The sequence below is a fragment of the Pseudomonas sp. JL3 genome (assembly GCF_031570575.1).
Classification (GTDB): domain Bacteria; phylum Pseudomonadota; class Gammaproteobacteria; order Pseudomonadales; family Pseudomonadaceae; genus Aquipseudomonas; species Aquipseudomonas cucumis.
On the sequence record NZ_JAKWJK010000018.1, the window covers coordinates 77,097 to 101,323 of the forward strand.

Below are 24,227 nucleotides of genomic sequence, written 5' to 3' on the forward strand. Positions count from 1 at the left end.
TCGCTCAGACGCTGATCGCATTGGTAAACACCAACCGATTCCCGAACGGATCAGTCACAGTCATGTCCTGGCTCCCCCAGGGCATGGCCTGAATCTGTGGGCGAGCGAAAGAATATTCCTTGGCCAGTAATTGCTGCTGGAACACTTCCAGCTCATCGGTCTCGATGCGCAGGGCTGAGCCCGGTGTCGCGTCGCCGTAGTGTTCGGACAGATGCAGTACGCATTCACCACGCGACACTTGCAGGTACAACGGGAAGTTCACTTCGAAGCGGTGCTGCCAGTCGATCTTGAACCCCAGGAACTCAACGTAGAACTCCAACGCCTTGGTTTCATCGAAAATCCGCAGGATCGGGGTGGTTTTGCCGAAGCTCATGGGGTAACTCCCTGACTGAATGAGCCCAGTGTAGCTGGGCTGGATGTCAGCGCTTCGGCTTGGTAACGGCTTTCTTTAATCGCGATGTGCCACCATTAAACGCAGATCAAAAGATCGCAGCCTTCGGCAGCGCCTACAGGGGCTGTGTTCTTTCGGCATCACCGAATCAATGAAACCCTTTACGCAAGTCCCCTTCCCGAGCCAGAAACCGCCCCTCTCTCCTCCCGTTCGCCTGACCTTCGCTGTAACTCAAGACACCATTTACCCAAACCCCATCAATCCCTTCTGCCGCCCGTTGCGGATCGTTGAAGTCCGCCACATCGCGAATCGTCGCAGGATCGAACAACACCAGATCCGCCCAATACCCTTCGCGAATTTCGCCACGTTGCTTCAAGCCAAACCGCGCCGCCGACAGTCCGGTCATTTTGTGTACGGCGGTGTGCAGCGCAAACAGCCTGACGTCGCGACTGAAATGTCCGAGCACCCGTGGGAACGCGCCCCACAGCCGTGGATGAGGAAACGGGTCTTCCGGCAAACCGTCGGAGCCAACCATCGACAGCGGATGCGCGAGGATTCTTCGTACGTCGGCTTCGTCCATGGCCTCCAGCACCGGTTCGAATTCACTGCGCAAATGGGTAGTGTAGACCGCCCCGAATGCAGTCAGCTCTTCAGTCAGTTGCATCACCTCTTCGGTAGAAGCCGAGAAGGCGTTGGCATACGCCAGGCCTGTGGATAACCCCAAGGCACCGGCCTCAAGGCTTTCGCGCAGTTGCTCGCGCATTGCGCTGATTTCATCGGCGGTGGCCGTGCGAAACAGGTCGTCCAAGTGATTGCTGCGCAGCGCGGTATGGCCCACCAATGCGGCCACGTTCAGGGTGGTATTTGCCGCACCCAGGCTGGCGGCGGTGACGCGCATCATCACCGGGTCGTGACACACCGCAATCGGGTAGCCAAGGCGCACCAGTCGCACTTGCAGTTCATCGCTGCACAAGGTTGAGCAGCCGCCCATGCCGAAGGCGTGAATCATCCGCGCCTTGCCCAGCAGTTTCACCGCATCGGCGAAACGCGACTCATCGAACGCCGACAGATGCTGACGCAAGGTCGACTCGATATCGCCGACGATCTGCTCGTAGAACGCCGACTGCTCAGGCGTGCCCGCCGGGTCGAGAAAGCGGCTGCCGACGCCGCTACGCAGAGCGTCCGGTGAGGCATTCCCACGCAGAGCGTGGGAACGATCACCCATTGATTTCAGTCGTGATGCTCGCTGGCGCGTTTGAGCAGTTTCTTGCAGCGTTCGGACAAATGCAGCACGCGTAGCTGCTTGCCAGCCTTGGCGTAGCGCTCGCGCAATGTCTTCAGGGCAGCAATGGCCGAGTAGTCGACGAAGCTCAGGTGGCGACAATCAAGGGTCACCTGGGCCGGGTCATTGGCAGGGTCGAACTGATTGAGGAATGGCGTGGTAGAGGCGAAAAACAGTGTGCCGTGCAGGCGGTAGAGTTTGCTGCCGTCGCTTTCCTGATAGCTGTCGGCATACAGCTCGCGGGCCTGTTGCCAGGCAAAGTTGAGCGCCGCAATGATGATCCCGCACATCACGGCGACGGCTAGATCGGTGAACACCGTAATCACCGTAACAGCAAGGATCACCAAGACATCGTTGAGCGGCACCTTGTTCAACACCCGCAGCGAAGCCCAGGCAAAGGTCTGCTGCGACACCACGAACATCACCCCCACCAGGGCCGCCAGCGGGATACGCTCGATCAGCGGCGAAAGAAACAGAATGAACAGCAGAATCATCCCCCCGGCCACGGCACCGGACAGCCGACCGCGACCGCCAGAGCTGAGGTTGATCATGGTTTGCCCGATCATGGCGCAACCGCCCATGCCACCGAACACGCCAGAAACTATGTTGGCGGCTCCGAGCGCCACGCACTCGCGGTCCGGATAGCCACGACTCTCTGTGATCTCGTCGGTGAGGTTCAGGGTCAACAGGGTTTCCAGCAAGCCGACCATCGCCATCAATATCGCGTAGGGGACGATGATGCGCAGGGTTTCCAGACTCCAGGGGATGTCTGGCAGCGCGAAGCTCGGCAAACCACCGGCAATATGCGCCATGTCGCCCAGGGTTCGTGTCGGCAAGCCGAGCAGGTAAACCGCCAGCCCAACGCCCAGAATCGCCACCAGCGCCGGCGGCACGGCACGTGTCAGGCGCGGCATCAGGTAGACGATGGCCATCGTCAGCGCCACCAGCCCGATCATCATGTACAGCGGATCGCCACTGAGCCAGGTTTCACCGCTTTTGAAGTGCTCCAACTGGGCCAAGGCGATGACGATCGCCAGGCCATTGACGAAGCCGAGCATCACCGGATGCGGCACCATGCGTACCAGTTTGCCCAGCCTCAACAGACCGAACGCCAGCATGATCAACCCGCCCAGCAGCACAGTTGCCAGCAAGTACTGCACGCCGTGCTGCACCACCAGCGCGACAATCACCACGGCCATCGATCCGGCAGCACCAGAGACCATCCCCGGCCGCCCACCAAACAGCGCAGTCAGGGTGCAGATGACGAAAGCGCCGTAAAGCCCCATCAATGGATTGAGGTGGGCCACCAGCGCGAAGGCGATGCATTCGGGCAGCAGGGCGAAAGAGGTCGTGAGCCCGGCCAGGACATCGGCGCGCAGACGTTTGGATTTCATGGTTTACCTAAAAATACAGGCGGGAGAAGAGAGGCGGATGTTACGGAATTGAAGGTGAGCCGGCCAGTTAATGGGTTGCCAAAAACGCTTTCGCGAGCAAGCCCGTTCCCACATTGGTCCTGTGTCGTTCTCATCATCGTGAATCGACGCAAGTCCACTGTGGGAGCGGGTTTGCTCGCGAAGAACGATGATGCGGTCTACGCATCATCCCTTGAAATCGGCAATCGCATAAGCCGCCAATTTACCCTGGATGAAGTCCAGGAAGCACTGAATCCGTAGGGCAAGTTGCGAGTTGCGGTAGTACACCGCGTTGATCGGTTGGCGATATCCGCTGTTGAACTCCGCCAGCAGCACCTGCAAGCGACCGACGCGGATGTCGTCGATGGTCATGAAGTGCGACAAACAGGCGATGCCCTGCCCTGCCAGCGCCAAATGCCTGATCGTCTCGCCACTGGACGCACTGATCGACGCCTGGATCGGCCAGCGATCACCGTGGACATAGCGCAACGGCCATTGGTTGAGGCCTTCGTTCTGGGTGAAACCCAGCAGCGTATGTTCGGCCAGATCGGCAACGGCGGCCGGTATGCCGTGTTGCTCCAGATACGCCGGGCTGGCGACGATGTGCAGCGGGCTGCAACCCAGGGAGCGGGCGTGCAGGGTCGAGTCGGCCAGTGTGCCAATGCGGATGGCGATGTCGGTGCTTTGTTCGAGCAGGTCGATGATCAGGTCGTTGCTGTTGAGTTCGAGCTGGATGTCCGGGTAGAGACGGCGGAACTCATCGATGTACGGCACGATGGCGTGCAGCATGAATGGCGAGGCGGCGTTGATTCGCAAACGCCCGGAGGGGGTTTGCTGGCGTGAGGACAGGCGCTCTTCAAGTTCGTCCATCTGATCGAGAATCAGCTTGGCGTGCTCGAAGAAGTATTTGCCCTCTTCGGTCAGGTCCATGCGCCGCGTGGTGCGGTTGATCAGCGTGGTGTCGAGCTTGGCCTCCAGTCGCGACAACGTGCGGCTGACCGCCGACGGCGTTTGCCCGACCTGTTCGGCCGCAGCTGAAATCGACCCGCATTCAATCACGCAGACGAAAATCTGCAACTCATCGGATCTGGCTTTCACGTGTGTCCTCGTTCGCTAATCGGCGTGGCTGCGATCTTTCCCGCCGTTGCGACGGATACTAGCCGGAAAACTCAGGCCGGTAAGCCAAACACCTCGCTCAAGTGCTGCTCATAACGCGCCACATCGGCTTCGACGTTCGGGCGTTTCATCACATCGACGCACAGGAAGGTCGGCAAACCGGTCATGCCGAGGAAGGTGTTGGCCTTGTGGAACGGGAAGTACACCGCATCCACGCCTTTGGCTTCGAAGAAGTCGGTCGGGTCGTCGAAGGCTTGCTGCGGCGCGTTCCAGGTCAGCGACAGCATGTATTTCTTACCGTGCAGCAAACCGCCGCTGCCGTACTTCTGCGACGCATCGGAGCGCGTGCGGCCATCGCTGGCGTAGAGGCTGCCATGGCCTTCGGTGAAGACTTCATCGACGTACTTCTTGACGGTCCAGGGCGCGCCCATCCACCAGCCGGGCATCTGATAAATGATCACATCGGCCCAGAGGAATTTGGCGACTTCCTCCGCGACGTCGTACCCCTCGTCGATGAACGTGGCTTTCACATCCACACCGCCGCGATCCAGCACGCTCAACGCGGCTTCGTGCAGCGTCGTGTTGTAGCGACCATCGGAGTGGGCAAATTTTTTGCCGCCATTGAGCAATAGGACTTTTTTCATGAGAAGTCTCGCAAGGTTGAAATTCGATGGCGGCAGAGTAGCGAGTCGACTCGCGCGGAATAAGCGCTCAACCAGCAAAATTCATTTGACCAATACGCACGAATCGACAGTGGATTGTTGCCATAAACTTGCGCCGATTCTGACTTTCAAGGACAACCTGATGAGCGAACTGCAAGGCTTCATCCTGCACGCCAAGACCCGCCCGGAAAAAGCCGAGGCCTTCGAAGCGTTCTTCCGTGCCTATGTCGAACCGAGTCGCGCCGAACCCGGCTGCATCGAGTACCACATGCTGCGAGACAAACAGGATCCGACGCTGTTTATCTTCTACGAGATCTGGCAATCCCAGGCGCATCTGGACGTGCACTCGAACCTGCCGCACATGAAGCAGTTCCTCGACATGCGCATGGAGTATCTGGAGCGGGATTTTGATATCCGCCCAATCGAGATGCTCAGCACTTCGTCCGCTACCCGCTGATCAGCAAGTGGCCGCCGAGCACGCCGAGGCCGATGAAGAACACGCGCTTGAACAACACGGCGCTGATCCGCTGGCGCAGCCATTGCCCCAGCAGCATGCCGAGCACTGCCGGAATCAGCGCCAGCAGTGACGCGCTCAACTCGCCACCGCCTAGGGCGCCGCGCCATAACAGGCCGGCGGCCAATGCTAGGGTCGAGACGGTGAACGATAGGCCCAGCGCCTGCACCAGTTCATCCTTGCTCAAGCCCAGCGCTTGCAGATAAGGCACCGCCGGAATCACGAAGACGCCGGTGGCCGAGGTGATGATGCCCGTCAGCACACCGCACAGCGGACCGAACCAACGCTCGGTATGACTGCCGATGTGCAAGGTCGGCAGGAACAACCCGCTCAAGGCGTAAATCAACAACGCCGCCCCCAGCCCACGCACGACCCAATGCCCACCGGCCATGCCGATCCACAAAGTACCGGCGCCCGTGCCGATGAAAATCGCCAGCAGCATCGGCCACAAGCGGTTCAGCAGCCCGCGCAAATGTCCGCCGAATGCCAGTTGCCAGACGTTGGTCAGGGTAGCGGGAATGATCAATAACGCCGCAGCCTGCGACGGAGCCATAGCCAGACCTAGCAAGCCCATGGCGATGGTTGGCAGTCCGAGACCGATCACGCCTTTGATCATTCCGGCTAGCAGGAAGGTGGCGATGACCAATAAGGACAGGGCAAAGCCCAGATGTTGGTAGAACGCGGCGAGTGTATTCATGGGGCTATGGTGAGCCCTGAAGGTTGCCTTGAAAATCTGCCATATACTGAGGCTGCCTCTTGCTCTACAAGAGGCATTGATCGTTCCCATGCTCTGCGTGGGAATGGCTCAATGGACGCTCTGCGTCCGCTTCTGCATGTGACGCGGAGCGTCACGGGCTGCATTCCCACGCAGAGCGTGGGAACGATCTTCCGGATACTGTATGAACTTCGACCTGACCGACCTGCGCCTCTACCTGAACATCCTCGACACCGGCAACATCACCGCCGGCGCCGCTCGCAGTCATCTGTCTCTGGNTCCGGATACTGTATGAACTTCGACCTGACCGACCTGCGCCTCTACCTGAACATCCTCGACACCGGCAACATCACCGCCGGCGCCGCTCGCAGTCATCTGTCTCTGGCAGCGGCGAGCGCACGAATCCGCGCGATGGAATTTTCACTCGGCACTGATTTTCTGGAACGCGGCCGTCGCGGCATAACGCCGACGCCCGCCGGCAAAGCCCTGGCGCAGCACGCCCGAGTCCTTTTGCAACAGACCGAGCGCATGCAGCAGGACCTGGCCGAATACGCCAAAGGGGTCAAAGGTCAGGTGCGGTTGTTGTGCAATACCACAGCGATCACCGAGTACCTGCCGGAGCTGCTGGCAGACTTTCTGCGCGACCATCCGAACCTCGACATCGACCTGCAAGAACTGCCCAGCGCGCGCATTACTCATGCCTTGCGCCAAAGTGCGGCGGACCTTGGCATCGTGTCCGACGCCGTGGATACCGAGGGCCTCCAGACCCGCTATTTCCGTGACGACCCACTGGTGCTGATCTTGCCGTGTGATCACCCCTTGGCCGACACCGGAGCGTTAAGTTTCAGCGCCACCTTGCACCACGATTATGTTGGCCTGAACGCCAACAGCGCCTTGGCCGTTTACCTGGAAGAACAAGCCCTGCATAGCGGCTTACGGATGCAGATCCGCATTCGCGCCGATGGCTTCAATGGCGTGATGCGCATGGTCGCCCGAGGTGCCGGGCTGGCGATTGTGCCCTTGGCGGCGGTCGAACGCTGGTCGGCAGAAACGCCGTTCAAAAGCGTCACACTGAAAGAGCCGTGGGCGCGACGCAAACTGTTGCTGTGCGCCCGGGACTTCGCCGTGCTGCCCGGTTATGCCCAAGCCTTGCTGAACGTCTTGACTCTCCCCTGAGGGGCAGACTTTACCCTTGAGGTTTCATCTTCAGGGACCGTTACGATGAGCAAACGAATTCTGGTGATTCTAGGTCATCCCTCGAGCAACAGTTTCTGCGGCGCACTTGCCGAACGCTACGCACAATCGGCGTTGCGTGCCGGGCATGAGGTGCGCCAGTTGTTTCTAGGAAAAATGGACTTCGACCCGGTGCTACACGAAGGTTATCAACAGGTGCAGCCGCTGGAAGCCGACTTGCGCCGCGCTCAGGCGGACATTCTGTGGGCCGAACACCTGACCCTGGTCTACCCGATCTGGTGGGGTGGCGTACCGGCCTTGCTCAAGGGTTTTCTTGATCGGGTGTTGCTTCCGGGCTTCGCCTTCAAGTATCGCGAAGGCAAGGCCTTTCCCGACAAATTGCTGCATGGCCGCAGCGCGCATCTGCTCGTGACCATGGACACGCCCCCCTGGTATTACCGCTGGATCTACCGCATGCCCGGGCTGCATCAGATGCGCAAAACCACCCTGGCATTTTGCGGCATCCTACCTCAGCGCACGCTCACCTTCGGGCCGGTCCTGGGGTCCAGCGCCGGTCAGCGCGAAACCTGGCTGCTGCAAGCCCAGGCTATCGCCAGCCGATGAGTCCGCCGATAATGGGGCTGGCTTACCTCGGCAAAAAAGGACTTTTCATGTACATCGGCCAAGCCGCGCATCGCTCGGGCACGACGATCAAGAGTATCCGTCACTATGAGGCCATCGGTCTGTTGCCTCCCGCCCGGCGCAGGGGCAACTACCGCGTCTATGACCAACACAGCGTCGACCTGCTGAGCTTCATCAAATGCGCCCAGCAATTGGGCTTCAAACTCAAGGAGTTGCAGGCGATTTTTACTGGACATCAAGGCCTGGCGATGCCTTGGTCATTGGCGCAGCAAGCCATCGACGCCAAGAAGTGCGAAATCAGCGAGAGGATTGCCGCACTCAGGCATCAACACGATCAATTGGTCGAGTTCGAAGCCAGCCTCACACAGGCCAAAGCCGATTGCCCGCTGGAAAGTCTTTGAGGTCTGCGCGTTTCTGGACAGCTCAATGTCGAATACAGACAACTGAACGGTGTATGGGCGCTATAGGGTGCGACTTCAGTTCTTGAACCCACTGCCCGGAGTCATCATGACCGCACCGATTACCGTCCTTCGCGACACTCACCCGCTGCCCGTACTCGACGCCTGCAAATGGGAAAAACTCGAAGGCGACCCGCACACCGTCAACCTCAACGCGTACACCAGCGAAGATGGCAGCAAGATCATGGGCACCTGGATCTGCACGCCGGGCAAGTGGTACGTGGAATACGTGAAGTGGGAATACTGCCATTTCCAGGAAGGCTACTGCATCATCACCCCGGAAGGCATGGCGCCGATCCATCTTCGCGCCGGTGATATTTTCGTCATCGAGCCGGGTATGAAAGGCACGTGGGAAGTGGTTGAGACCGTGCGCAAGTATTTCGTGTTTGCCTGATGCAAAAAACCGAGAGACCACCCGACGTGGTCTCTCGGCAAAAAAATCGGCATGCACAAACCCTGTGGCGAGGGAGCATACTCCCTCGCCACAAAAACCCGTTATTGGGGTTTGCGATAGCTGTTGATGATCGCCGAGAAGTCCTTACCCCCTTCCCCACGCTGACTCATCGCCTGATACAACTGCTGCGCCACCGCGCCGAGCACCACCGGTTGGTGCGCCTGACGTGCCGCCTCAGTGGCCAGCCCCAGATCCTTGAGCATCAGTTCGGCACCGAAACCGCCGGTATAGCCACGCGAGGCCGGCGCCGTTTCGACGATACCCGGCCACGGGTTGTACATCTCCGAACTCCAGCAACGCCCGGTGGAACTGTTGATGATTCCCGCCAGCACCGTCGTGTCGATTCCCAGAGCATCACCCAAGGCCATGGCCTCGCTGACGCCGATCATGGAAATCGCCAGCAGCAGGTTATTGCAGATTTTGGCGATTTGCCCGGTGCCGACTTCGCCACAATGGACGATGTTACGGCCCATTTGCGCCAGCACCGGTTGCAGGGTCGCGAACAGCTCAGGCGTGGCGCCAACCATGAAAGTCAGCGTCCCGGCCGCGGCACCGCCGGTACCGCCAGAAACCGGGGCATCGGCCATGGCCACGCCTTGTTTGGCAGCCGCTGCGGCAACATCGCGCGCCGTCTGCGGATCGATGGTGCTGCAATCCACTGCGGGCACGCCTTTGGCGATCCCCGCCAGCACGCCGTCTTCGCCCAGCCAGACGCTGCGCACATGCACAGCGGCTGGCAGCATGGTGATGACCAATTCTGCATCTTGAGCCGCTTCACGTGCCGAAGCGCTGATGCTGCCGCCCAATTGCTCGAGCTCTGCCAGCACAGTTTTGTTCAGGTCGACCAGCCGCAGCGAATGGCCGGCCTTGATCAGGTTGCGCGCCATCGGCGCGCCCATGTTGCCGAGACCGATAAAAGCGATTTTCATGTCCGGCTCCTTAACGCAAGTGGATGGTGGTGTTCACACCGTCATTGACGCTGTCATCGTCGAACCAGCGCGCAGTGACGGTCTTGGTTTGAGTGTAGAACTGCACCACTTGCTTGCCATACGGACCGAGGTCACCGAGCTTCGAACCACGGGAACCGGTGAAGCTGAAGAACGGCACCGGCACCGGAATCGGGATGTTGATGCCGACCTGGCCAACGTCGATTTCCGACTGGAATTTACGCGCCGCCGCACCACTCTGGGTGAACAAACCCGTGCCGTTGCCGAATGGGTTGGCGTTGACCAGGGCGATGGCCTCATCGAGCGTATTGACTTCCAGCACCACCAGCACAGGGCCGAAGATTTCCTGTGTATAAATCTGCATCTCAGGGGTTACGCCGGAGAACAGGGTCGGGCCGACAAAGTTGCCCTGCTCGTAGCCTGGAACAGTGATGTCGCGACCGTCCAGTTCCAACTTGGCGCCTTCCTTGATGCCGCTTTCGATCAACTCGAGAATCCGCGCCTTGGCCCGCTTGGAAATCACCGGGCCAACATCAGTGCCCGGCTCGCTGCCGGCATTGACCTTGAGTTTCTGCGCCAGCGCTTTCAGGTCTGGCAGCCATTGTTTGGCCGCGCCCACCAGCACCACCACCGAGGTGGCCATGCAGCGTTGCCCGGCCGCACCGAAACCGGCGCCGACCAGAGCATTGAGGGCTTGCTCGCGATTCGCATCGGGCAGCACAACGGCGTGGTTCTTGGCGCCCATCATCGATTGCACGCGCTTGCCGTGTTTGCCGGCCAGATCGTAGACATGCGTACCGACCGCGGTCGAACCGACGAACGAAACAGCCTTGATGTCCTTGTGGGTGCAAAGCGCATCCACCACATCCTTGCCACCATGAACGACGTTGAGCACACCCGGCGGAATACCGGCTTCAATCGCCAGTTCCACCAACAGCATGGTCGACATCGGATCCTGCTCGGAAGGCTTGAGCACGAAGGTGTTGCCGCAGGCGATGGCCATCGGGAACATCCACAGGGGAATCATCGCCGGGAAGTTGAACGGGGTAATGCCGGCGCAGACGCCGATCGGCTGACGCAGGGTGTAGGTATCGACACCGCCAGCGACGTTCTCGGCGAACTCGCCCATTTGCAGGCTGCCAATGGAACAGGCGTGTTCGACCACTTCCAGGCCACGGAAGATATCGCCCTCAGCGTCGGCGATGGTTTTACCCTGCTCATTGCTGAGCACCACGGCAATACGCTTGGAGTGCTCGCGAATCAGCGCCTGAAGCTTGAGCATGATGCGCATCCGTGCGCCGATCGGCGTCAGCTTCCAGGTCTGGAAGGCGCGGTGGGCCGCGCTGATGGCGGCATCGACTTCAGCGGCGGTCGCGAAGGGGACTTTGGCCAGCACTTGCTGGGTCGCCGGATTGACGATGTCGTGCCATTCGGTGGTCTGGGATTCGACCCACTCGCCATCGATCAACAACTTGACCTTTTGCACGGTGGTTTCTAGCGATGCGTTCATGTTGGTCTCCGGGACGTTGTTCTTATTAAGAGAGCTATCTTTGGAGCCAAGGCGAGAAAGTCGCCTTGAGATGAGGCGTGTGCCGCGAATTGGTTATCGGACTGTTTTTGGAGTATAGATGTGCAAACTTCTAATAAGAACGCACATAAAAGCCGGTCCATCATGCAAAAAAACATCACGTCCTTAGGCTCGTTGAACTGGGATGACCTCAAGTTTTTCCTCGAGGTTGCCCGCACTCGCAAGGCCAGCACCGCGGCCAAGCGCCTGGCGGTGGACTACACCACCGTGTCGCGACGCATCAGTTCGCTGGAAGCCTCGTTGGGCACGTTGCTGTTCGAAAAATCCCGGACCAGCGGTTTCGTCCTGACTGCTGAAGGCCAGCGTCTGCTGGGTTACGCCGAGTCGATCGAAAGCACTCTGCACATGGCCTGCGAGCAGGTTTCAGGCTCCGGCGTGGCCTTGTCCGGGCATGTGCGCATGGGCTGCACCGAAGGGTTCGGCAGCTTTTTCATCACCCCGCAGCTGAGCCATTTCGTCGACGCCTACCCGGCGATCTCGGTGGACATCCTGCCTCTGCCGCACTTCATCAGCCTGTCCAAGCGCGAGGCAGACATCGTCATCGCGCTGGAGCGGCCGGAGCACGGCCCGTATGTGTGCTGCAAACTCTGCGACTACCGATTGCAGTTGTATGCGACCCAGGATTATCTGGACAAGCACCCACCGATCCGCCGCCCGGCAGACTTGGGTAAACATCAATTCATCAGTTATGTGGACGATCTGGCATTCAGCTCGGAGCTGCTGTACCTGGCAAATGTGTTGCCCGGTGCCAGTGCCAATCTGCGCAGCACCAGTGTGATCGCGCAGTTCGTGGCCGCTCAGCAGGGACGGTCACTGGCGATTCTGCCGTGCTTCCTGGCAGCTCAGGACCCACGACTGCTGCCGGTGTTGCCGCAAGAGATCACCATTACCCGGCAGTTCTGGATGTACTGCCGGGAAGACCTGCGCAAGCTCAAGCGGATCACGTTGTTGTGGGATTACATCCGTGGCGTTACCGAGCAGAATCAAGCGCTATTGATGGGGGAAAGTCGGGAGATGTTGTTCGCCGATTAATCCGCGCTCACCACGATCGATACACGACGGTTCTCGGTGCGTCCAATCGCGGTGTCATTGGAAGCGACGGGCTTACTGCTGCCCAAGCCACGCAGTTGGATGTTTTCTTCTTTTATACCGGCAGCGGCCAACACCTTGCCGACGCTTTTCGCGCGACGCAGGGAAAGCTGTTCGTTATAGGACTCTGTGCCCGAAGCATCGGTGTGGCCGTCGATTCTTACGCGCTCGATTTCCACACTTAATAACGCCTTGCCAATACGCTCGACGATCTCGGTACTGGCGGGGTTGAGACTCTCGACATCGCTGCCGAACAAAACTTTGCCTGACAGGCCAAAGGCCCAGCCATCATCCGTCATTTCGAAACCTTGCTGCTTGAGCACTGCGATCTGCGCCGGGGTCAGGCCCTTTTGCGGTGCCGTCTGGCAACCGGTCAATGCCAGCAAGGCCAGGAACAGGGTGATCGTGAAAAATCGCAGCGAACGCTGATTGAAGGTGAACACAAAAATTAGCTCCTGGTTTGAACATGGGCGACAGGGAGTTCCGCCCCTGCCGTTTGCTGTGCGCCTCGGGAAAGGCGTTTGGCCTGGTACATCGCGGCGTCGGCAGCATCGAGCAACTCACCTGGTGTAACCCCATGATCGGGGTACACGGCGATGCCGATACTGAGTGAAGTCAACACCTGGATACTGCCCGGCAATTGGATCGGCGCTTCCATGCTGGCGATAATTTTGTCAGCAATCCGTTCGGCGTCTTCGGCCTTGTGCAGCGGTGTCAGCAGGATTGCAAACTCGTCGCCGCCCAGACGCGCGACCAAGTCCTCTTCACGCAACTGCGCACGAACCCGGGTTGCCACGGCGACCAGCACCGCATCGCCGGCAGCATGGCCAAAGTTATCATTGATTTCCTTGAACCGGTCGCTGTCGAGAAACAGCACGGCCACTCGCTCATCCAACTTGCTGGCATTGCGCAAGGCACGCATCAGGCGGCCTTCGAAAAATGCTCGATTCGGCAGTCCGGTCAGGCTGTCATGACTGGCCTGGTGGGCCAGGGTTTCGTTTTCGCTTTGCAGGTGGGTCTGCCAGGATTCGAGTTCATCGAGCAAGGCATTGAAGTCGTTACCCAGGTTGTCGAGTTCGGCAATATCGGCGGACGGCACGCGCCGGTCGAAGGCTCGCTCGCTGCGGGCGGCGTGAGCTACAGTAGCCAGACTGCGCAAGGGACCGATGATCTCCCGCAATTGTCGACGCGCCAGATAGAGCGCAACCCAGGCACTGACGGCGGTACACAAGACAATCCCCATCAGACCACTGAGTAAAAAGCGCATCAGGCTGCCGCCGTGACCGGTGAGTAGAATGCTGCCGATTTCCTGACCTTGATGGACGATCGGCATGCTGATGGGTTTTTCCAGAATCGCCCGGGCGACCTGCATTTCAAGATCGGAGAGCAACCCCGTTTCCGGTCGTTGCCAACGTGCGAGCAACTCGCCTTGCTCGTCCATAACCTGTGCGTCGGCCACTTCTTCGGTGGACGCGATCAATGCCAGCGCTTCGGTGGCGGCGAACTTATCGTTGAACACCACTGCGGCTTCCACGGTGTAATTGATCGAACGGGCGATCAGATGCAGGTTGTGATCAGCATAAACCCGCAAGGCCAGAACCCCCAGCAGGGTCAACGAAACACTGGCCATGGCCACACCCACCAAAGCGACGATCAAATGTCCACGGCCGATTACCGACCCCAGGGTCGGACGTATACGAGATTTGAATAGGCTCATGGTGCCGCCAGCTTGCGGCGCGACAGTTGCAGCACGCTGGGATGAATGCGCACACCGCTGCGGGCGACCGAGTCGAGGTTGACCTCGAAGGACACTTGTTCATCACCGACCCGCAAACAGAACAGACTGCCGACGGTACACTGATCGCCGCCTTCGCTGATGCTCACCACCGGGCGCCCTGTGAGCGAGGCGAATAGCCGACTGCGTTCGTCGCTGGTCAGCTTGCCGATGTACACCGCATCGCATTCCCCGGCAATCGCCGGGTTGTCGGCCAATAGTCGTCGCACTGTGACGGGCCGACCAGTGGCCTGGGTAGTGCCTTTGACCAGGTCGTCGGTGTACTCGGTAGGACCGACCACGCACAGTCGCAACTGTTGAGGCTCAATAGGCCACCGGGCATAACTGAGGATCCCGAGCACCACTTGAGTCACCGATCTGGCGCGCTGGTCGGCCTTGCTTACGTCGGTTTCCGGCTGAGCGAAGGCAGCGCCCGTCAACAAACAGAGAAGGCCGGCAAGCAACACTTGCTTGCAGCCAACAACGCGCTCTGTCGCCCGGACAGCCACCTTCATGCAGGGATTCTCTTCGATCGCAACAAAATGATGCCGCAACGATAGCACAGCACCGAAACACCAGCGAGGCCACTTACCACGGCACTTCGGACAGATTCCGTCGTCTGGCGTTGCCCGCTCAGTGACCGGGCTCGATCCCCTCTTCCAGCTCCAGCATCAACCCGCTCAAGCGCTTGACCTTGCGCCGCACGGCCTCTTCGAATACGCCGGCGCGAGGCTCAATCAGGGTGAACCAGTGTTTGGCCCGGGTTATTCCGGTATAGATCAGCTCCTTAGTGAGCACAGGGTTCAGGGCGTCCGGCAGAATCAACGCTGTATGGGCAAATTCCGAGCCCTGGGATTTGTGTACGGTCATGGCGTACACGGTATCGACATCGTTGAGCCGACTTGGCAGGACAAAGCGCACACCGCCCTGACCATCGTTGCGCGGGAAGGCCACACGCAACACTTGTCGTCCAGCCTCGGGCCCCTCACGTTCCGGCAGCTTGAGAGCAATGCCAATATCGCCGTTCATCAAACCCAAGCCATAGTCGTTGCGAGTCATCAGCACGGGCCGACCTTCGTACCACTGGTGGTCGCTGTCGATCAGCCGAGCCTTGAGCAGCGCGTCGGTCACACGCTGATTCAAGCCTTCCACACCCCAAGGCCCTTTGCGTACCGCGCACAATAGCTGGAAGGCGTCGAAAGCTTGCAGCACCAGTCGAGCCCAATCGGCCCAGCGTGGATCATCGAGCGGGCAGTCGAGCGGTGGCCGCTGACTGCGCAAAAGACTCAGGTAATGCCGATAACCTTGCGGCCCCTCGCCATGGCCTTCTAGCAGCAACCGTTCCAGCGCCCGGTCATGCTCACCCTTGAGCGGAAGGGAAAATACGTCGTTGTGACTTCCTGCCGCCAACAAACGGCGAGCTTCCTCGGGTTGCTGGCGGTTGACCCAACGGGCCAACTGGCCAATGCCGCTGCCCTCGCCGAAGCGCCGTGAGTGACGCAGCATCACGACTTGCTGAGCCAGGGGATGCGTTCCGTTGACGTCTTCGTGCAAGCCGCTGGTACGCAGGCTTTCACCGCTGACCGCCTCCAGCCAGTGGCGTGTCTGCGGGCTGTACCACCCGGCTTCGGCATCGCGGCACAGATCGCCCAGCACGGCACCAGCCTCTACCGACGCCAGTTGATCCTTGTCACCGAGCAGCACCAGACGGGCATGGGCCGGCAATGCGTCGAGCAGATTGGCCATCATTTCCAGGTCGATCATCGAGGCTTCGTCCACCACCAATACATCCAGCGGCAAGCGATTGCCGGCATGGTGCCGGAAATGCCGGGTACCGGGACGACTGCCGAGTAAACGGTGTACGGTGGTCACATCCGACGGGATCTTCTCCCGTACTGTTTCAGCAACTTCCAGGGTTTGAACCTGCTGGCTGATGGACTCGGTCAATCGCGCGGCAGCTTTGCCAGTGGGTGCAGCGAGACGAATGCGCAGCGGTTTACCAGCCTCAATCGCGGGCGCCTGGAGCAATGCGAGCAAGCGCACGACTGTGGTGGTTTTACCGGTTCCCGGGCCGCCGGTGACGATGCTGAATGCGCTACGGGTGGCCAGGGCGCAAGCGAGCTTCTGCCAGTCGATCACTTCATCAGGCCTGGCTGGACCGAACAGGCCGATCAGGCGTTGGGGCAAATCACTCGGTGTTGTTTCGTGTACCGCCAGGCGCTGACGCAGGGCGTTGTCGATGCGCCGCTCATAAGCCCAGTAGCGGCGCAGGTACAGGCGTTTACCCGACAGCACCAATGGTCGGTGCTGCGCGGCTTCACGACCGTCGACGGCCAGAGCCACCAGGGTGCTGGACGCCAGGACCTTGCACCAATGAGCACCGTCCAGCGCCTCAAGCAATTGCGACGGCAGCAACATCGCGCCACTTTGCAGATCACCTTCCGGCGGCAGCGACAGAGCGAAGTCCGGCTCTTTCAGCGTTTCAAACAGATCCAGGCAAACATGGCCGTGACCCAACTGGTGACTGGTCAACGCCGCAGCCAGCAGCACCAGTGGGTCATCGTCGGGGGCGAGTTCGTGGAGAAAGGCTACGAAGGCCTTGTCCAGCGCCCGCAGCCAACCGCGTTCGACCCAGCGCGTGAGCAGCAGCAACAAGTCATCTGCGCGACTCAGGGGCGCCAGATCCGCCAGACTTTCGGCCGCCAACGGCGTGGGCAGCAAATCGGCGAAGGTGCGAGTCATAGCAGTACTCCCTGTTCCCAGGCGGGTTCGGTCTTGGGCTCTGGCTTGCCCTGGAACAACCGGTCCAGACGCTCGATCAGCTCCCGTGGCGGACGGGCGAAATACACGCCCTGGCTGGCCGCACGAGTACCGCGAAGGAACAGGTACAACGCCCCACCGACATGCCGATCGTAATCGTAATCGACCAGCCGCGCCTTCAGTTGGCGATGCAGGGCGAGCAGGTACAACACATATTGCAGGTCGTAACGGTTATCGAGAATCGACTGCTCCATGGCCTGCTCGGTATAGGCTGCGTCATCGACGCCCAACCAGTTGGATTTGTAGTCGGCGACGTAATAACGACCGTTGTGTTCGAACGTCAGGTCGATGAAGCCTTTGAACATGCCATTGAGCAGCACCGGTTCGGCGGCCACCCTGGCCACGCCGTTGTGGGTGTGTTGGCGCACCAGTTCATCGAGTTTGAGCACATCGACTTTGTGGCTGGCGAACCAGAACTCCATCTCGACCCGGTATTGGGTCAGTTGCTCGAACACCACCGGTGCCTGCCCGCCGCCGATGTGCAGCGGGGATTTGAGCAAGTGCTGCAGCCAGTCACTCAACGTCGTGATCCAGCCTTCCCAGCCACGGCGATTGCAGCGACGGGCGATGGCGTCTTCCACCGTCTGTGGTGCAGCGGTAAAACCTTCGTCACCGGCCCATTCGAGCAATCCATGGAGAAAAGTGCCGGGGTTCGGTCCGCGAGGGAATCGATGGATATCAGCCCCGCCAGCAATCACTTCTCGCGGCGCTTGCGGATCGAGACGTTCGTCGTCAAAAAGCTTTTGTGCTTGCGGGCTCTCCGGCGCTTCGTCGCTGCCCACGCTTAGACTGTCACCAATGCGCAAGGCACTGTAGGAGGCGATCCACCAGTTTTCGCTGGCCTTGCGCTTGGGTATCAACGGCGCAAGCAAGGTCGCTTCATTGCGCGGTGGATGGTAATGCTCGGCGCTCGCTTCAGGCATTTCACCGTAGTTCAGCGCCGGGCAGTCCTGCTGCAAATCTTCCAGCCATCGCCGCAACCCGGCCGACTCGGCCAATGGCGCACCACCACCCAGCAGATAACCCAAGGCTGAAAGGTGCAACGTCGAACCGTTGTTATTGCCGCGCTTGAGGTCAGTCACACCGAGCCATAAAGCATGTTGTGCCCGGGTCAGGGCGACATAGAGCAAGCGAAGGTCTTCGGCCAAACGTTCATCGTCGGCTTGGGCAATCAACTCGACCGTCGGCTTCAAGCTCACTTGTGCCTTGCCCTCGGCGTCATGGTAATGCAGCGGCAAACGGCTGCCATCCACCGGTTTTGCCGAGCAAATGAACGGAAGAAACACCAACGGATATTCAAGCCCTTTGGATTTGTGGATGGTCACGACCTTGACCAGTTGCTCATCGCTTTCCAGGCGCAGGATCTGTTCTTCGCCTGCCTGACCGGACAACGCCAGATGCTCGGACAAATGACGGATCAGCGCTTGTTCGCCATCGAGTTCAGCGGCAGCCTGCTGCAGCAGCTCGGACAGGTGCAGCAGGTTGGTCAGCACACGCTCGCCATCATTGCGCGCGATCAACGCCTGGGGCAGTTGGAAGTCGTGCAGCAAACGCCGCAGCATTGGCAGCACACCCTGCTTACGCCAGAGCTCGCGATAACCGCGAAACTGCATGACACGGGCTTCCCAGGCCAGTTCGTCCTGATTCAGTCGCTCCAGTTCCGCCAGTGAAAGATTCAGGGTGATGCAGGCCAGCGCAGCACGTAGGGGACGCTCGACATCCGGCTCGGCACACGCCTTGAGCCAGGTCAGCAGGTCATGGGCTTCCTGCGCGGCGAATACCGAGTCCTTGTCTGACAGGTAAACACTACGCACGCCACGGGCGGAAAGTTCGCCGCGCACGGCCTGGGCCTCTTTGCCATCGCGCACCAGAATTGCGATATCCGCCGGCAGCAGACCTCTGAAATCCTTACCGTCCTGGATAAAACCCGCACGGCCTTGCTGGCCGCCATTGAGCAACGCGGTGATTTCACTGGCGCAGGCGGCAGCCAATTGTTGTCGATACACCACGCCGGACAGTGGTTGATCAGAGGACAAATGCCAGATGTTCAGGGCAGGTACAACCTGACCATCAACGTGCAGGACTTCTTTGCGCCCCTGAGATTCGACGGGCAGAAACGGTACCGGATTCTCGCCATTCTTCTCACGGAACAGGAATGCTCCGCGCCCCAACTCACGGGATTCGGCGCGCTCGAACACATGGTTCACCGCGTTGACCATGCCATGACTGGAACGGAAGTTGGTGCCCAGGGTATGCAGGCGGCCAGTGGTAGCTTGGCGGGCACGCAGGTAGGTATAAATGTCGGCACCGCGGAAGGCATAGATCGCCTGCTTCGGGTCGCCGATCAGAAACAGACCGGTTTCAGGATTGTTGTCTTCGATGCGATAAATGCTCTCGAAGATTCGATACTGCACCGGGTCGGTGTCCTGGAATTCGTCAATCAACGCGACCGGGAACTGCTCGCGGATCAGGGTTGCCAGGCGCTCACCGCCTTCGGACTGCAAAGCCGCATCAAGACGCAGCAGCATGTCATCGAAGCCCATTTCCGCGCGGCGACGCTTTTCTTCCTCGAACCGTGCTCCGACCCAATGCGCAGCGTGTTGCAGCACGGCGGCGTCAGGAGTCGGCAAACCATCGAGACTGGTCTTGAGACCGGGCATCGCATCGAGACCGGGATGACGAGGAGCTTCACCCTTCCAGGCTTCAGCCATGCCATCGGGGGTCAGGCGAGTGAAGCCGGTGCCAATGTCCAGTGGCTCGAGAGACTCATCTTCGGCCCAGGCCCGAAGTTTCTCGAACCAGGGTTCAAAGTAGCGCGGCTGCATCTTGCGGCCATCGACGCTTTTGCTCGCGACGCCCTGGTGACAGATGGCAAGCAACTCATCCGCCCATTGTCGCCAAGGCATCTTGAGTTCGAGCAAAGCGGCCCGTCGCTCCTGCAGGCATTCGGCGATCAACTCGGCAGGTTCTTTACTTGCAACGCTGTCACGCTCGCTGGCGAACAACCCACGCACTCGCGGCAATAACGCCGCCGGACCACCCCAGTTGCCGCGAACCCAGCTCAACGCATCGCCTTGCATCGGATAGCAGAACAGTCGCCAGTAGTCGCGCAGGACTTCGCCGAGCAAATCGCTGTGATCGGTTTCCAGGGTCTGGGTGAACAGGCTGCCACTGTCGAACGCATGTTCGCGCAACATGCGCTGGCACCAACTGTGGATGGTCGAAACGGCTGCTTCGTCCATCCACTGGGCGGCGATGTCCAGGCGGTTTGCACAGCCGGACCACTGTTTGGGGAGGTACTGCTCGCGCAATTCGGCAATGAGGCCATCCGGAGCCGGCGTCTCATCGCGGAAAAACCGTGCGGCTTCAGCCAGCCGTGTGCGAATACGTTCGCGCAGCTCTTTGGTCGCGGCATCGGTGAAGGTCACCACGAGGATTTGCAGCGGCAGCAATTCACGGCCAAAACCACTCGACTCACCGCCGTGACCAAGAACCAGACGCAAGTACAGCGCAGAAATGGTGAAGGTCTTGCCGGTCCCGGCGCTGGCTTCGATCAGTTGGCTACCACGCAGGGGGAATGCCAGGGCCAGCGGTGTTTTCGTGGTCATGAGCGCGCCTCCTCGCTGGTCAATGAACGCCAAGGGGCTTCAAGCAGAGGCCGATACAAAGCATCGCACCAATCGGGGAAGGTTTCGTCGGCAATCAGTGCATCGTAATCGGCGAATTGCCGAGCGAGTGCAGCGCTTTCGCGGCGCTCGCCGTCGGTGGTCTGGCCGTCGCCTTCATAGGCCTTGCGGGCAGCGGCGTCAGCTTTGGCCCGGTCGGTTTGGGCGAGCCAGGCGAACGCTGTTTTTACTGCAATCGGCAGCGGTTGGCGCATGCCCGTTTGCCAGGCCAACAACAGGTCGCCCAGAACCCGGGATGCTGCAGCCTCCTCCATTGGACCGAGTAACAAACTGTCGTCGCTGGCCACCAACGCAGTGGTCATCGGCATGCCGCTGGCACAGGCCACCAGGTGATTGACCCAAGGTCGCGTCAGGCGATGCCATTTGCGGGCCTTGATCGAACCAATGCTGTTGGGAATCGTAGTAACCGACAACAATCCGCCATCTGCGCGTTGATGCAGGCCACTGAGCCAACCCTCCAGACGCAGCTCGTGCAGTTCCAGACTCACCGGCAACGCGCTGGTGAGCGGGGTTGGCCATAACGCCAGAAGTTGCTGATAGCGCTGCAGCAGATCCGGCAGCGGCTCGATCAACTCTCGCTGAAGGCATTCACCAAAACCGGCCATGGGCAAGAGCCCGCTGTTTTGCAGGCGTTTTGCCTGCGCCGCCAGTACTTGATCGGTTTGCTCCAGTTGCCCCAGCGCCGCTTCGAGCAAGCTGTCGCTGAGGCTATAGCGTTGCAGCGCGTCGAGAACAAATGGCTCTTCATCTGCCAAAGGCACTTCGGCAGCCTCGAAGAACACTTTGAGCCGCTGACTGAAGAAATGTCGTACCGGGTTGCGCAGAAAATCCTGCAGCTGACCCAGGCTCAGCGGTTCGTCCTGGACGTAGGGTTCAAGCACTTCGATATCAGTTGCCCGATCACTGGCTTGATGAAGAACCTGCCACTCGCTGGCGTAGCTGAATAAATCATCGCCCTCATGAAAGTAGCGATGGCTGAAAGGTTGCAGCGGGTGTTCCTGAGTCATGGATTCAAGCAGGTCATCATTGTCATCGTGCAGTCGCCAGCCGCTGCCGAGATGGTCACGCAACTGCCCTATCAACACCGAAGCAGGGCGCTCGCTGTTGTCCCGAATACTGCGGCCGACCCAGCTGATATAGAGTTGGTCGCGTGCGGACAACAATGCTTCCAGCAACAGATAGCGATCATCCTCGCGCCGGGAACGATCGCCGGGGCGGTAGTCGCTGCCCATCAGGTCGAAGTCCAGCGGCGGCTGCGCGCGAGGGTAATCGCCGTCATTCATGCCAAGCAGGCAAACCAGTTTGAACGGGATCGCTCGCATGGGCATCAAGGTACAGAAGTTAACGGCCCCGGCGAGGAAACGCTGAGACAGGCGACCTTGGTCGAGACCCGCCAGCCAGGCTTCCCGGACTACGGTCAGAGGTAACTCGTCCTGCAAACCTACGGACTCGCAGGTTTCAAGCCAGCTCTCGCGCAGCTCTTCGAGTTGGGCCAGCAAGTAGTCGTCATGCTCGTTACTGGCCAGGAAGAACAACTGCACCAGCGCTTGCAAGCGCGCGCCCCATTGTTTGGGCGCTGCAGGTTGAGTGAGTTCCTGGTGGGCAATTTCCAGAGCATCCAATAGTGCCACCAAAGGACCTATGAGCGCGGCATCCAGACCACCAATCTCGTCGTAGGGTTCGATCCCCTCGCAGGCACTGGCGCTGCCCACGGCATAACCCAGCAGCATCCGTCGCAGACCGAAACGCCAACTGTTTTGCTCCAGCTCTGCCGGCAGGCCCAGACCCGCGCGCTGCTCGGCGTTCATCCCCCACCGGATACCTGCGCCTTCAATCCAGCGATGCAAGGTCGGCAGGTCACGTTCCTCTACGCCAAACCGAGCGCGTAATGCCGGAACATCAAGCAGATCAAGGATCTCGCTGACAGGGAAGCGACTGTCGGGCAGCTTGAGCAGGTGTTCGACAGCGATCAGTAGCGGATCCCGGCCGCGCTGGCCTTGATCCGCAAGTGTGAAAGGAATGAAGCGCGGATCAAAGCGATCAAGCTGACCAAAGACAGCACGGATGTGCGGGGCATAACTGTCGATATCCGGGACCATCACGATTACGTCGCGAGGCCTCAGGTCTGGATCAGCACTGAATCGTGCGAGCAACTGATCGTGGAGGATCTCTACTTCGCGCTGAGCGCTATGGGCAATGTGAAAACGGATCGATTCGTCCTTTTTCAGATCGACAGCAGGCCAACGCTCGCGAGTCTCCTTCAAGGGACGCAATTCCAGGATGTCGTCCTGCAACTGATTGAGCATGTTCAGTGGCTGGTTTTCGCTGAAAAGGTCGATGCGCCCGTCGCGAAACGCCGAGCGATAGCTATTGGGATCGTCGTAGCTGTCGAGCAGATTAATGTAATCCCGCCCCTGCTTACCCCACGCAGCCAGTAGCGGGTGGGCATGCTGATGGAGCGTTTGCGAGTCGAACACAATCGGCATGCCGCTCTTGCGAGCCTGACGCTTGTACTGATGTCGCAACAGATCTTTATCGGCGACGATGTCCGCCCAATGGTGACGGCATGGGTTGTGTACGCACAGCAAGACCTGGCTGAATCGAGCAAGCCCGGCAAGCGCTTCCAGGGCTTGAGCAGGCAGTGAAGAAATCCCGAAAACGATCACCCGTGAAGGTAAACCACTGGGCGCTACGTCGAGGCTATTGATGCGCTCGATAAAGCGTTGGTGGACGCCTGCACGGCTTTGCGCCATGCCTTGCTCACCAACATCCAGCAACAGCGCACGCCACAGCTCCGCCTGCCAGCAGTTGGCCGGGGTCAGGGCTTTGGCTTCGCCTCTGCCATTTCGTAGCTGATGACGACCTTCTGCCCAGTCTTCAAGCCAGTCGGCACGGTAGACCTGATATTGGTCAAACAGGTCTGCCAGTCGCTCCGCCAATTGATAGCGTTTACGTAAGTCGGTGTCATTGGTAAGGAAACGCTGCAGGGGTTCGAAGTGCGGTTGGTTAATCAACTGTGGTAGCAGACGCATCAGACGCCAGGTCAGCGGGGCTTTATCGAGAAGGGATTTGACCGGGATTTCGTCACGTCCCAGCACCATACGATAGAGCTGCCACATGAAGCTGCCCGGTAACTGCACATCGATGGCTGCGGCGATTCCGCAGCCGCCCATGTCGTCATCTTCAGGGTCTTCGGCCAATGCCAGCTTCAGCCATTGGGCGATGCCGTTGCTCTGTACCAGGGCGATTTCATTTTCCAAGGGAGCCAGCGGGTAGCGCCGCATCCAGCTGACCACCAGGCTGCGCAACTCGTCCAGGCGGTTGCCGTGAACCACCATAAAACCAGCACTGAGGGACGTAGCGTCCGGCATAAAGGCTTCCTTGGGAAAATACAAAAGCTAGGGCCGAACCTTAGCACTGTCGGCAGACTGTGACAGCCGGGAGCGATCCGATGATGCTGTACGAACTTTCCTGCGGGCAAAACAAAACCCCTACCTGCATACG

The 24,227-nt window shown here is 59.7% G+C and carries 20 protein-coding genes; 6 read left to right on the forward strand and 14 right to left on the reverse strand.

What is annotated here, in order from left to right; genetic code table 11:
- Positions 1–4: 4 nt before the first annotated feature.
- From MMG91_RS24385 to MMG91_RS24405, 5 genes are all read right to left on the reverse strand, one after another.
- Positions 5–373, reverse strand: coding sequence for a glyoxalase superfamily protein (locus tag MMG91_RS24385; RefSeq protein WP_305448114.1), 369 nt, complete (start codon positions 371–373; stop codon positions 5–7).
- A gap of 166 nt (positions 374–539) precedes the next feature.
- Positions 540–1,616, reverse strand: coding sequence for an amidohydrolase family protein (locus MMG91_RS24390; protein ID WP_310660958.1), 1,077 nt, complete (start codon positions 1,614–1,616; stop codon positions 540–542).
- A gap of 5 nt (positions 1,617–1,621) precedes the next feature.
- Positions 1,622–3,067 (reverse strand): SulP family inorganic anion transporter, encoded by a 1,446-nt coding sequence (locus MMG91_RS24395; protein WP_305448110.1) that lies wholly within the window; start codon positions 3,065–3,067, stop codon positions 1,622–1,624.
- Positions 3,068–3,271: 204 nt separating this feature from the next.
- A complete protein-coding gene (locus MMG91_RS24400; protein ID WP_310660959.1) occupies positions 3,272–4,183 on the reverse strand; it encodes a LysR family transcriptional regulator in 912 nt (303 codons plus the stop codon).
- 71 nt (positions 4,184–4,254) lie between these two features.
- On the reverse strand, positions 4,255–4,845 hold the full coding sequence (locus MMG91_RS24405; protein ID WP_223570221.1) for an NAD(P)H-dependent oxidoreductase: 591 nt from the start codon (positions 4,843–4,845) through the stop codon (positions 4,255–4,257).
- A 160-nt stretch (positions 4,846–5,005) separates the two neighbouring features.
- Between MMG91_RS24405 and MMG91_RS24410 the strand changes: the two genes are divergently transcribed.
- Complete coding sequence (locus tag MMG91_RS24410; protein ID WP_305448109.1) at positions 5,006–5,320, forward strand: putative quinol monooxygenase; 315 nt, start codon at positions 5,006–5,008, stop codon at positions 5,318–5,320.
- Here the strand turns inward: MMG91_RS24410 and MMG91_RS24415 are convergent.
- The gene (locus MMG91_RS24415) at positions 5,310–6,074 is read right to left on the reverse strand and encodes a sulfite exporter TauE/SafE family protein (protein WP_310660960.1); all 765 of its coding nucleotides are present in this window, start codon (positions 6,072–6,074) and stop codon (positions 5,310–5,312) included. The two genes, MMG91_RS24410 and MMG91_RS24415, sit on opposite strands and share 11 nt — an antisense overlap.
- 309 nt (positions 6,075–6,383) lie before the next feature.
- Here MMG91_RS24415 and MMG91_RS24425 point away from each other — a divergent pair, with 309 nt between their 5' ends.
- From MMG91_RS24425 to MMG91_RS24440, 4 genes are all read left to right on the forward strand, one after another.
- The gene (locus MMG91_RS24425) at positions 6,384–7,268 is read left to right on the forward strand and encodes a LysR substrate-binding domain-containing protein (protein ID WP_310660961.1); all 885 of its coding nucleotides are present in this window, start codon (positions 6,384–6,386) and stop codon (positions 7,266–7,268) included.
- A 45-nt stretch (positions 7,269–7,313) separates the two neighbouring features.
- Positions 7,314–7,889 carry an NAD(P)H-dependent oxidoreductase gene (locus MMG91_RS24430; RefSeq protein WP_305504376.1) on the forward strand — a complete coding sequence of 192 codons (576 nt, stop codon included), beginning with the start codon at positions 7,314–7,316 and terminating at the stop codon, positions 7,887–7,889.
- 47 nt (positions 7,890–7,936) lie between these two features.
- A complete protein-coding gene (locus MMG91_RS24435; protein WP_305448105.1) occupies positions 7,937–8,308 on the forward strand; it encodes a MerR family transcriptional regulator in 372 nt (123 codons plus the stop codon).
- A 106-nt stretch (positions 8,309–8,414) separates the two neighbouring features.
- Positions 8,415–8,759 (forward strand): cupin domain-containing protein, encoded by a 345-nt coding sequence (locus MMG91_RS24440; protein WP_007900627.1) that lies wholly within the window; start codon positions 8,415–8,417, stop codon positions 8,757–8,759.
- 101 nt (positions 8,760–8,860) lie between these two features.
- On the opposite strand, the gene mmsB is transcribed toward MMG91_RS24440, so the two are convergent.
- Both mmsB and MMG91_RS24450 read right to left on the reverse strand, forming a co-directional pair.
- Entirely contained in the window at positions 8,861–9,748 is an 888-nt protein-coding gene (gene mmsB, locus MMG91_RS24445; protein WP_305448104.1) for a 3-hydroxyisobutyrate dehydrogenase, read from the reverse strand.
- 10 nt (positions 9,749–9,758) lie between these two features.
- Positions 9,759–11,276, reverse strand: coding sequence for a CoA-acylating methylmalonate-semialdehyde dehydrogenase (locus MMG91_RS24450; protein WP_310660962.1), 1,518 nt, complete (start codon positions 11,274–11,276; stop codon positions 9,759–9,761).
- Between the two features lie 162 nt (positions 11,277–11,438).
- On the opposite strand from MMG91_RS24450, the gene MMG91_RS24455 reads away from it, so the two are divergent.
- Positions 11,439–12,386, forward strand: a complete 948-nt coding sequence (locus MMG91_RS24455) for a LysR family transcriptional regulator (protein WP_008005554.1) — start codon at positions 11,439–11,441, stop codon at positions 12,384–12,386.
- On the opposite strand, the gene MMG91_RS24460 is transcribed toward MMG91_RS24455, so the two are convergent.
- The 6 genes from MMG91_RS24460 to recC form a co-directional block, all read right to left on the reverse strand.
- On the reverse strand, positions 12,383–12,886 hold the full coding sequence (locus MMG91_RS24460; protein WP_305504372.1) for an OmpA family protein: 504 nt from the start codon (positions 12,884–12,886) through the stop codon (positions 12,383–12,385). The two genes, MMG91_RS24455 and MMG91_RS24460, sit on opposite strands and share 4 nt — an antisense overlap.
- A 5-nt stretch (positions 12,887–12,891) precedes the next feature.
- Positions 12,892–14,160: a diguanylate cyclase domain-containing protein gene (locus tag MMG91_RS24465; protein ID WP_310660963.1), complete on the reverse strand. Its 1,269-nt coding sequence runs from the start codon at positions 14,158–14,160 to the stop codon at positions 12,892–12,894.
- A complete protein-coding gene (locus tag MMG91_RS24470) occupies positions 14,157–14,732 on the reverse strand; it encodes a YfiR family protein (RefSeq protein WP_310660964.1) in 576 nt (191 codons plus the stop codon). The genes MMG91_RS24465 and MMG91_RS24470 overlap by 4 nt, the downstream gene beginning before the upstream one ends.
- A gap of 118 nt (positions 14,733–14,850) precedes the next feature.
- Positions 14,851–16,959, reverse strand: coding sequence for an exodeoxyribonuclease V subunit alpha (gene recD, locus MMG91_RS24475; RefSeq protein ID WP_310660965.1), 2,109 nt, complete (start codon positions 16,957–16,959; stop codon positions 14,851–14,853).
- Positions 16,956–20,645, reverse strand: coding sequence for an exodeoxyribonuclease V subunit beta (gene recB, locus MMG91_RS24480; RefSeq protein ID WP_310660966.1), 3,690 nt, complete (start codon positions 20,643–20,645; stop codon positions 16,956–16,958). The genes recD and recB overlap by 4 nt, the downstream gene beginning before the upstream one ends.
- Positions 20,642–24,094, reverse strand: a complete 3,453-nt coding sequence (recC, locus tag MMG91_RS24485; protein WP_310660967.1) for an exodeoxyribonuclease V subunit gamma — start codon at positions 24,092–24,094, stop codon at positions 20,642–20,644. Before recC ends, recB begins: the two co-directional genes overlap by 4 nt.
- Between the last annotated feature and the right edge of the window lie 133 nt (positions 24,095–24,227).